Annotated in this window: 11 protein-coding genes; 7 read left to right on the plus strand and 4 right to left on the minus strand. The window is 44.2% G+C overall.

Annotated features, from left to right (window positions below; all coding sequences use genetic code 11):
- Positions 1–99 precede the first annotated feature (99 nt).
- Positions 100–630 (minus strand): hypothetical protein, encoded by a 531-nt coding sequence (locus tag V7P87_RS05790; RefSeq protein WP_333796583.1) that lies wholly within the window; start codon positions 628–630, stop codon positions 100–102.
- A gap of 184 nt (positions 631–814) precedes the next feature.
- Between V7P87_RS05790 and V7P87_RS05795 the strand changes: the two genes are divergently transcribed.
- Entirely contained in the window at positions 815–1,702 is an 888-nt protein-coding gene (locus tag V7P87_RS05795; protein ID WP_333796584.1) for a hypothetical protein, read from the plus strand.
- Between the two features lie 18 nt (positions 1,703–1,720).
- Here the strand turns inward: V7P87_RS05795 and rfbC are convergent, their stop codons facing one another.
- A complete protein-coding gene (gene rfbC / locus V7P87_RS05800; protein WP_333796585.1) occupies positions 1,721–2,266 on the minus strand; it encodes a dTDP-4-dehydrorhamnose 3,5-epimerase in 546 nt (181 codons plus the stop codon).
- Between the two features lie 257 nt (positions 2,267–2,523).
- Between rfbC and V7P87_RS05805 the strand changes: the two genes are divergently transcribed.
- From V7P87_RS05805 to atcC, 5 genes are all read left to right on the plus strand, one after another.
- Complete coding sequence (locus tag V7P87_RS05805) at positions 2,524–3,168, plus strand: HAD family hydrolase (protein WP_333796586.1); 645 nt, start codon at positions 2,524–2,526, stop codon at positions 3,166–3,168.
- Between the two features lie 99 nt (positions 3,169–3,267).
- Positions 3,268–3,558, plus strand: a complete 291-nt coding sequence (atcJ, locus tag V7P87_RS05810) for a cold adaptation protein ActJcold adaptation protein ActJ (RefSeq protein WP_333796587.1) — start codon at positions 3,268–3,270, stop codon at positions 3,556–3,558.
- 86 nt (positions 3,559–3,644) lie between these two features.
- Complete coding sequence (gene atcA / locus V7P87_RS05815) at positions 3,645–4,211, plus strand: cold adaptation protein AtcA (RefSeq protein WP_333796588.1); 567 nt, start codon at positions 3,645–3,647, stop codon at positions 4,209–4,211.
- On the plus strand, positions 4,211–4,972 hold the full coding sequence (gene atcB, locus V7P87_RS05820) for a cold adaptation protein AtcB (RefSeq protein ID WP_296294197.1): 762 nt from the start codon (positions 4,211–4,213) through the stop codon (positions 4,970–4,972). Before atcA ends, atcB begins: the two co-directional genes overlap by 1 nt.
- An 8-nt stretch (positions 4,973–4,980) precedes the next feature.
- Positions 4,981–5,877 carry a cold adaptation protein AtcC gene (atcC, locus tag V7P87_RS05825; RefSeq protein ID WP_333796589.1) on the plus strand — a complete coding sequence of 299 codons (897 nt, stop codon included), beginning with the start codon at positions 4,981–4,983 and terminating at the stop codon, positions 5,875–5,877.
- 124 nt (positions 5,878–6,001) lie between these two features.
- On the opposite strand, the gene V7P87_RS05830 is transcribed toward atcC, so the two are convergent.
- Both V7P87_RS05830 and V7P87_RS05835 read right to left on the minus strand, forming a co-directional pair.
- A complete protein-coding gene (locus tag V7P87_RS05830; RefSeq protein ID WP_333796590.1) occupies positions 6,002–8,545 on the minus strand; it encodes a toll/interleukin-1 receptor domain-containing protein in 2,544 nt (847 codons plus the stop codon).
- A gap of 155 nt (positions 8,546–8,700) precedes the next feature.
- On the minus strand, positions 8,701–9,180 hold the full coding sequence (locus V7P87_RS05835; RefSeq protein WP_333796591.1) for a hypothetical protein: 480 nt from the start codon (positions 9,178–9,180) through the stop codon (positions 8,701–8,703).
- Between the two features lie 126 nt (positions 9,181–9,306).
- Between V7P87_RS05835 and V7P87_RS05840 the strand changes: the two genes are divergently transcribed.
- Positions 9,307–9,555, plus strand: coding sequence for a DUF3297 family protein (locus V7P87_RS05840; RefSeq protein WP_152920612.1), 249 nt, complete (start codon positions 9,307–9,309; stop codon positions 9,553–9,555).
- Positions 9,556–9,650 lie beyond the last annotated feature (95 nt).

Below are 9,650 nucleotides of genomic sequence, written 5' to 3' on the forward strand. Positions count from 1 at the left end.
CCCCAGAGCCGATCACCACCTCCATAGGAGGTGGTTTTAAATTGACAATAAAAAATGCCAGTCAAACAACTGGCATTTTTTTGTTGTATATTTTGTTGGTTAAACCGGTTCTTTATATTTGACCACTGTTACCCTTTGATTGGAGTCCCGCACTTTGGCACAAACAAATTGCCGCATGTTGGAGCCTATTTGTGGTGCTTCCAGCCGGCATTTCATCATCTGTGCTTCTGCACCGTAGAGTTTTTTTCGCTCAGCGGTTAAATCTGCCAGCATTTTTTTCTGTTCATCGGATAACTTGGCGGTCAGGGCGTCGTAACGGCGTTGCCAATCCGGAATTTTTTGCTCCAGTGCCACCCCCAGCCAGACTAAACCTTCGGTCGGGTTAGGTTCGGTGCCGATACCAGCCAGATAATAAGTTCCGACCAGATATTGTGCTGTTTTTTCGCCATATTTGGCATATTCCAGCATAGGTTCAAAAGCTTTACCGCTTTTTTCGTGTTCAGCCATCCGCAGTGCAGCTTTGTATTTACCATCATAAGCGCTGCTGGACATCGATACCTTTTCGCCACTTTGTGCCTGCACCTGCAGTGCACAAACACAAGCGGCAACCAAGAAGATTTTTTTTATCATATGTCAATTCCTTGTTGAGCCATTCAAAACCAGTTTTGCTGTTATAACAGTCAGGCTATGATGCTGCGACTACATTTTGTAAACAAATATGTAAACAATAATAATTTGGCGGAGTTTATTCATCCGATAGTCAGCGAACTGCCAGATACTGTGTTTTTCACTTTTGCAGCAAGGAGATAGCGATATGTATCAGTTCAAAACTTTGTTATTACCAATGTTCGGCCTCAGCACAGTGCTGTTGTTTTCTGCCAGTCTCAGCGCCCAAACGATGCCAGCAGCACAACAACAAATGTTATTACAAATGGCCGAGCAGTCCGGCTTATTACAGCAGGTAGCCAACTGCAGCGGCGTCAGTAGCAGCAATTTAAAACAACATTTAGCCAGTGCTTTGCAGCAATGCCCGCTCGCTGCCAATGGCATGCCCAGTGAACAATGTGTCAAAACTCAGCTGATCCAAAAAACCGGGGTGTCAAAAGCGGCAGTACAAAAGTGTGAACAACTGGCAGCACAGGCTCAGCAACAACAACAGCAATCTTCGGCCGAAACTCAGCTGGCCGCGCTGTTTGACCAAATTGGCGACCAGGAACCAACGGCCGCCGAACAAATGCAGATTGAGCAACTGACAGAAAAACTGCAGCAAGAAGGCATAAAACAACTGCGCTCGAACGTGGATCTGCTGGTGAACGCTAGTCAGGGCACCACGGCCAATATTCCGGCACCTATGTATCCTGGCAGTAAAGTGCTGGTGCATTTACCGGCGCAGGGCATGGTGCAATTCGGCGATCAGAGTATCAAAAGTCTACCCGGCGTTTCTTTTGCCTCAACGGCGTCTGCCACTGAGATCCTGGCCTGGTATCAGCAACAATACCCGGCTTATCAATACCGGAAAATTGAACTGGGCGGCACGCCTGATCACCTGCTGTTGAAAAAAGCACCGGAACCTTTTGATTATATGCAGGTATTACCGCAGTTACCTGCGATTCCACATGTGTTTATCACAGCCGCTAATAAAGAAACACAACGGCATTTGCCGGGCGCCAAAACCTTATTTACCGTCACCTATCAGCCCTGAAGCGAGAGGCTGCAAGCATTAAGCAAAATAGGCAGCGTCGGCAAAAGCCGGCGCTGTGGCATCTTTGGCCGACAACAAAGGGGAGCCCTGCAGCGGCCAGTCAATAGCAAGCTGTACATCATCAAATCTGATACTGCGCTCGGCAGCCGGGTTGTAATAATCTGTGGTTTTGTAATGTACATCGGCACTTTCTGACAACACTAAAAAACCATGGGCAAATCCTTCCGGGATCCACAGCTGCTGCTGATTTTCTGCCGATAACAGCTGCCCCACCCACTGACCAAAAGTGGCTGATGAACGCCGCAAATCTACAGCCACATCAAAAATTTCACCCTGCACCACCCGGATCAGTTTGGCCTGTGGCTGTTGCAACTGATAATGCAAACCACGCAATACACCGGCTTTGGAATGAGAATGGTTGTCCTGCACAAAATTCAGCGGCCTCGATAACAACTGTTCATATTGCTGTTGCTGAAAACTCTGCAAAAAATAACCACGCTCGTCGGTAAAAACGCGCGGTTGTAATATCAACACATCAGGAATTTTGGTTGGCATTATCTGCATCAGGTGGCCTTTTAAAGCTTGCTGCAAGCAAGGGTGCTGCAATGGCGGCATTGTCGGTGATTTTCAGAAAAACGCAAGTCGGCCCCTTGTGAGCGGTAACTTGGGGTCAGGGTCTTATGAGCCAGGATTTAGCTGTCAGGCATGAATGATCAGGCACAGGCCACAGCGGCAAATACCGGCGGCTGGGCGCATCCCCCTTGTGCTGCGACAAACTGCTGTGAATAATCGCCACAATTTTTAATGCCACAGGCAGCAGCATGGCCAATTTTATTTTGTGGGACAACGACGGGGTGCTGGTTGATACCGAAGTGCTGTATTACCAATGTAACCGCGACTTTTATCGGCCACTGGGTCTGGAGCTGACCGAACAGCAGTTTTTCCAGTGTTTTTTACTCGATAACATCGGCGCCTGGCATTTATTGCCGCAGCAACTGACTGAAGCTGAAATTGCCCCACTACGGCTTAAGCGCAACCAGCGTTATGCCGCCATGCTCAGTGAACTTTGTATTGCCCCTGTGCCAGGTATGGCGGCGCTCTTTGCACAACTCAAACCGCGTTATCAACATGGTATTGTCACCAGCGCACATCGCCAGCATTTTGAGCTGATCCACAGGCACAGCAACTTATTGCCATATTTTCAGTTTGTACTGACCGGTGATGAGGTGCTGCGGGGCAAACCCCATCCTGAGCCTTATTTACGCGGTTTGGCGCAAAGCGGCCAGCCGCCACAGCAGGTTATCGTCGTGGAAGATTCACCACGCGGCCTGCAGGCCGCCATTGCCGCCGGATTACGTTGTGTGGTGCTTAAACACAGCTTTTGCCGCCATTATGATTTTGCCGGCGCCTGGCAAGTGGTCGAAACGGTCAGCCAGTTACAACAATGTTTAATGGACGCAGATTAGCCTGCTGATAAAGGCCGGTTTTCTGCTATGATCGCCGCATTCACCGGTCAGCGCGATCGCAACAGCAACAATGCAGTCCGCCCTCTGCAGGAACCTTGTATGATCAACTATTTCCGTGTGCTTGGGGTTAAAGCCAGCGCCAGCGAAGAAGAGATTAAAAAAGCCTATAAAAGGCTGTCGAACAAATACCATCCGGATAAATTACAAAACAGCTCTGAAGATGAAAAAGAGCAAGCCGTTGTGCAGCTGCAAAGGGTAAAAGAAGCTTATGACGTTTTGTCAGACCCCAAACAACGTGCTGCTTTTATTAAAGATTTTAATAACGTGATAGTACCGGACCCAACAGCCGCCATGCAGGAGCTGTGGGAGCAATATTATCCGCCGCAGTAATAGCAGCCAAAACCAGATTTGAGCGGACAGACCGCAGCCGGAACCATGCCACAGCGCTGGTCGCACACAGCATAGCAGGACCCACCATGAGCCAGAAATTTAACGCAGCACGCTTGGAACAACTCAAAAGCGATGCTTATGAAAACATTGAATCTTATAACGACCCGGACACGCCCAAAGCACTGGCCGCTTTTACTGAACAAATTAAAGGCATTTTGCAGGCTGCACCGGATATGCTGCAGTCGGTGCCGGAATATTTGCCGGTGGCACTCTATGGCCGGGTGAAGTTTCCGGGTGAGGCCAAACTAAAATGGTCGCAGTGGTTAAAAACCGGCAATGCCCCGGCCTGGGATGATTTTAAAACCACAGTGGCTTTTAATAACGCCGATTTACCTCTGGTAAAAACCATTCGTGCTTATAACGAAAGCCTGCTGATTGAAGCCTGTGCCGTGCTTTTTATGTTGTCGAATGAAACTGCAGCCCCGGCACCACGCAGCAAAGGCGCTCAGGATGATGACGAAGATTACGAAGAAGAAGATTACAGTGACGAGCGTGACGAAGCAGCTGACGATTACGATGGTCATGATGATGAAGACGAAGAAGGTTATGATGATCAATATGATGAAATTACCTTTAAACGGGAAGGTCGCTGATGAATAGTCTGATTGAGATTGCAGTTGCGGAAATTAAAGAACTGGCCGTGGTTGAACCTAAGCAGGCCAGCAAAAGATTTGAGCTGATGGCCAATACAATGTCAGACGCCCAGCTGGTTGAAGTCATTGAAAATATTGACATTGTAACGCTGACGCAAATTAACAGCCAACACGATATTTCCTTCCCTTCGATTATTTCTGAGCTGATGACAGTGGAAAAAATCCGCGACATCGTGTGTCAGCAGCCTTTGTATTGGGAAGAAAAAATCAAAAATAACGCTGAAGAATTAAAACAGCATACTTTTGATTTTTTAACTTACCTGATCCGCACTCAGGAAACCGAAGAAAAACAAGCCGAAATTCTCGAGTGTATTGCCGAAGATCCGGCCGGTTTGTTTTATCTGTCCATTCCTTTTATCGAGTTATACCGCGGTGAAGTGATTGAAGATGAAGACGAAATTCATGACATTCTGCACGAAGAAGAGCAGGATTTAGAAGAAGCGGTGAGCTACACCGAACGCCATTTAAACGAAGAAGTGCATGGGTTGGGTTTTGACGACCCACGCAGTTTACTGGCGCTGATTCGCCAGCTGACCCCAGAAGTGGAACAGTCGATTAAAAGCCTGATCCGCAACGAGAACTCCGGCTGGGAAAATATTATCAATAAGTTTGCCACTGAGCTGGTGATGCAAGCCAAAGAGAAAAATCAGGCCACCGACGAATACGCCGAAGTGGACGAGATGTTTAGTTTTCTGGATTAAGGTTTGCCATGCAGTTAGCCATACGCGATAGCAATCAAGGCCCGTTTTTCAGCAAAGTGCTGCGACAGGCGCAGGAACAGCAGCAACTGAGCAATGCTGAACTGGCGCAAATTAAAAGCAAAGCTGTGCTGATGAGCCTGAAATTTGCCGATAAGTTTTACAACAAATACAAAATGCACCTGCTGGAGCAAGCCGCTCACGATGTGATTGGTGTGATTAGTTTAGGTTTGGCAGAGCTCAGCGGTCAGGATATGCAAAAAGCATTGCAACTGCTGACCAGCCCCGACAGCGTGATGAAACCTTTTCAAAAAGGCTGGAGCATGCTGGTTACGGTCAGCAGCAAACAACCCAACCGTAAATCGCTGTTTGGTGAGGTGGACGAGCAGCTGCTCAATGATATTTCCAGCCCGCCGGACGCCGAAGAGTGGCAAGGCTGGCAGATTTATCAAAATGCACTATTGGAAGCCAACCGCCGCAATGCCATCACTGTGCTGAAACAGCAGTTTTTCCAGCAAACAGTGCTCGACCCTTTTGAGCACTTTAACCTGGAAGCCATGCTGGCCGAAGTGGTGATTTACCGTGTGGTTTGCGGCCACAGCAAAGTAAAACAGGACTTAAAACAGCGCATCCGCCAGGTGGAATTACAGGACCGCTGGTTTGACGTGGCTTATTTACAGCTGCAAACCGAAGTAGCCCTGGCCGAACTCCCGCCCGGCATCAGCGAAGCCATCCGCCCCGATATAGGGCAAAACTTTGCACAAGCGCTGCTCAAAACTCTGAACTTTGCGGTGAAATACCGCGAAAAGGCATTAGCCAACGCTTCACCAGAACAGCTGGATGCTTTTGAACATAAACAAGGTATGCAAAACCCATTGCTGGGCTGGCCGCAGTATATTGAGATGTAACAAGTGGCATGAGGCTGGAGCTACACTTAGCAGCAAGTAAATGATGCTAACTACACAGTTATAGAAAACGCAGCTTTTGCTGCGTTTTTTGAAAACTGCTCTTTTTATCTGCTGTAGTTCAATTCTATCTAATCCTTTTTTGTTTTTGCTCAATCAAATGCTGTCCTTTAACCGAAAGACCTAGCAACTTGGAGAGCTGTTGCTTTTCTTGATATTCAACCGGAAACATGTAGATATGTTGAACTACTAACTCCCTTAGAATTCTTGAACAAACAAAATTTCCACTTAAGTCCTCTACACATTTAGAAATACTTTTGATATCGATTCGCTTATTAAAGTGCAAATCAATTGACTGCTTGAGTAATTGGAGTGCTGGAGTTGGGTTTTCGCTCGCAATCAAATCGTAAATTTGTATTGCTTCTTTTGAGCCGACAGAGGTTGCGATTTTCCGAATCATTCCATTAATTACACCGTATGTCATATGCAAATAGGCATTCTCTGCAAGTTTTTCCATCTCTCTGTCAGTCAATGAAGGATTATCAGAAAGGTGTGCTGAAATGACTTTAACAATTTCATTCTTTGCTACATCGGTTATCGCAATAAAATAGCTGAGAAATCTTAAACCAGACATTATTCCATTACTTGCGAGTTCAGAGAGAGTTTTTATCTTAAGAGAAGCATGTCTATTTTTTATTATCTGACCGGCAATCTCCATTCCCTTAAACGTTTTGTTTATATTAGCGAGAACATCTAAACCATCGGAATCTTCATTTGTAACTTCTTCTCTTTCAGTCAGATCGAGCTTTTCATTGTATCTGTCTCTTTCTTGCTGTATTTCACGCTGTTCTATTACCAATTCGGGTATTTGCTTCATGAAATCATCCATATAGCACAGCTGATTTTTGTCTAAGGATGCAGGATTTTGTTCTACAAATAAATCGTCTAATACCAAGTTAATTTCGGTAAGCACCCATGAGTCTTTCGTATGGTGCGTAATAAATATGATAATATTCGCAAAGTCTTCTCTATGTAAGCCTTGTAATAGTTTGAGAACCATCGCCTTGCATTCGGTGTCATCAGCATAGGATTCTGCAATTTTTTTACCAACAAAAAAATAGTAAATATAAGGGTATTTAAATCCGGTTTTAAATTCCTTCTTGCTTAAGATACAATTATCAACTAATTTCCTAAGCACCGTATCCGTATCATTAAGCAAGTAACTTTCTTTATATTTTTTAAAAAAATCGTCCAATTGATTTTCGTTCGGGTTTGATTCATTTTTAAAAATCCACCAAGCCAATTCCGTTAATACATTCAAGTATTTTTCGAAATCTCGATCATTGATCTTCGCATTTTTAAATGTTTGGTAGATAAGCTGCTGGTAGCAATGACCATGGGAAGATAGTTCTAAGTTCAAATTTGAGTGGGCCTCAAACATCTGAAGAAGCATTAAAACATAAATGGGCTTTGAAGGGACTATATTCTTTTTCACAACCGAGTTAAGTTTTTCTTTTAACTCATCGCAATACCTGTAAAGCTCTTCATCAGTAATAGTTTGCTCGATTCCTAATGATATCCAACGCTGAATGAGTTCTTCACGCTTTTTATTTCCAAGCCCAAGAATGTCTACTTTTATGAAGCCGTCTAACGAAGGTGTTTCACTTAAAACGAAGGAAAAGGAAGACTGTGCAGTATAAATCAATCGAGAAAATATATTATTTAAATCATCTAGAAATTTGCCTCTAAATTTCTTATTTAATGTAACTTCATCAATATTGTCAATCAAAACGACTGCATTTTTGCTTGAAACAAAGGTCTGATAGTCCACACCTATATACTGTTCTTTCAGCACTTTTCCTATAACGAATTCAACGTTAGCATCTTTAATTTTATCCCCATTTATTATTATAGGGTGAAGGCCACTTTTTAACATTAACTTGAAATAAAATTTTAATAGTGAAGTTTTTCCTTGTTGCTCTTCTCCACAAATTATTAATTTTTCATTGTCTCTAAAAACAAAATCAGCAGAGCGGAACACTCTCAAATCGTTTTGTCTGTTATCGTCCATTTCCAAGTCAGGAATTGTATAAATATCTGAAAGTAAAACTTTATCAACCTTTCGATGTGTCAACACAATTTCTGTATCTTCCATCCATTGGATCATTGAGTCTGCTAATTGAATAGATTCCAAATTAGCTATTGGTTTAATCGCAACATCCTGCTTAGGTTTGAACTCAGCTATACAATTTTTTATGCCTTTAATCACGTTGAGCCAAGCAGCGTCTGAATCACTCCATGAAGAAATTGGATCTGCGTCTTTGGGTAGCCCCTGTAAAGTGGCTAATTCGGACCCCCCCCAATCTACCGGACGAATAACAATCGGAATTAGCTTTGCCTTACCTGCTTTGTGTAATTCGAGAGCTTTTTGAGCTTCCACATTAAAACAGTACTCTGAGCTCATAAATGATGAACTTATCAGAAAAAGAATTAATTGAGAGTTAGTTAAATTATCAGAGATCTCTGAACTCCAATCTTGACCTGGAAGAATTTTCCTATCATTCCACTCTGATATAGCTCCAGAACGAGTTAAGCCCGCCATATGCTCAATTAAGTCATCTTTAAACGATTCATCTTTATGGGAGTAACTAATAAACACTTTAACAGACACTGATAAACTCCTTTTAATTAATGCGTACCCGTATCTTACCCGTAAATAACCCTTGTATCAGGGCTTTTTATCTCTTTTTAATGCTTCAACTATGGGGGTAGCTCTTGCACATGTCATCTAACCATAAAAAGCAAAGACTCCATTAACCAAAAGATTCAAAACACCTTATCCCCAGAAGCAATCAACCGGTAAAAAAGGCGAAGGCTGGGCCAGCCAATAAAAATCCCAAGCCCTATCATCACCACCCCCAATTCAGCACAATAACCGCCGGATAATACATAACCCAGCAGCTGATTCTTAAGGCTATTTTCTTTAACGTCTGTTAGCAGATATTCACAACTATTATGCAAAACAATATCAGCGCCCACCGCTATAACAACTATTGCAATCGCCAGCATGATCCAGGCGTGACCCACAACCTGCCTGCGGGCTCGCTGCACTCCGGACAAAAAATACGCCGCTTGCCATATCAATAACAGCGCAACCATCCCCATGTTAGTGGCAACCCCAAGCGCCATGCGCAGCAAAGAAAAATGTTCAAATACAAAAAAATTGCCGACAAAAGCGAACAGCAACAGAAATAACAGGAAAATCCATCTCATAACAACACCACAATCCTTACTGACAAAAAACATCGCAGCATATGATCAATAACCGCTGTTACACCAGTCCGTCCGTGGCATATTTCCACCCGCCACTCTTGAGCCCAAAGCGCGCTTTGCCTACAATGGCGCACTTTTTATTCAGCAAAGACTTTTATCATGACCGACAACAGCACACGCCCAGCTTTACCAGACCGCCTGAGTGTTCACCCACGTAGCCCGTTTTATGTGGCAGAAATTTTTGAACATGAGATTGGTATTCTGTTTAACGGCAAAGAACGTTTTGACGTAGAAGAATATTGTATCAGCGAAGGCTGGGTAAAATTCCCGGCACCAAAAGCACTGGACCGTCGCGGCCAGCCCCTGTTAATGACAGTCAAAGGCAAGGTTGAAGCTTTTTATAAATAAGCTAATCGCCCTGCGTGACATCAAAAGCCAGCTGATGCTGGCTTTTTTGTTGCCTAAAAAGGCATACAGATAGATACACCAGCAGCAAAGGCTTG

The organism is Rheinheimera sp. (assembly GCF_036782235.1).
Classification (GTDB): domain Bacteria; phylum Pseudomonadota; class Gammaproteobacteria; order Enterobacterales; family Alteromonadaceae; genus Pararheinheimera.

Coding starts and splice junctions, on each gene's coding strand:
- atcC (WP_333796589.1), top strand. CDS start 4,981: ATGCAGTTAGCCATACGCGATAGCAATCAAGGCCCGTTTTTCAGCAAA.
- V7P87_RS05835 (WP_333796591.1), bottom strand. CDS start 9,180: ATGTTTTTTGTCAGTAAGGATTGTGGTGTTGTTATGAGATGGATTTTC.
- V7P87_RS05790 (WP_333796583.1), bottom strand. CDS start 630: ATGATAAAAAAAATCTTCTTGGTTGCCGCTTGTGTTTGTGCACTGCAG.
- V7P87_RS05805 (WP_333796586.1), top strand. CDS start 2,524: ATGGCCAATTTTATTTTGTGGGACAACGACGGGGTGCTGGTTGATACC.
- atcB (WP_296294197.1), top strand. CDS start 4,211: ATGAATAGTCTGATTGAGATTGCAGTTGCGGAAATTAAAGAACTGGCC.
- V7P87_RS05840 (WP_152920612.1), top strand. CDS start 9,307: ATGACCGACAACAGCACACGCCCAGCTTTACCAGACCGCCTGAGTGTT.
- atcA (WP_333796588.1), top strand. CDS start 3,645: ATGAGCCAGAAATTTAACGCAGCACGCTTGGAACAACTCAAAAGCGAT.
- V7P87_RS05795 (WP_333796584.1), top strand. CDS start 815: ATGTATCAGTTCAAAACTTTGTTATTACCAATGTTCGGCCTCAGCACA.
- atcJ (WP_333796587.1), top strand. CDS start 3,268: ATGATCAACTATTTCCGTGTGCTTGGGGTTAAAGCCAGCGCCAGCGAA.
- rfbC (WP_333796585.1), bottom strand. CDS start 2,266: ATGCAGATAATGCCAACCAAAATTCCTGATGTGTTGATATTACAACCG.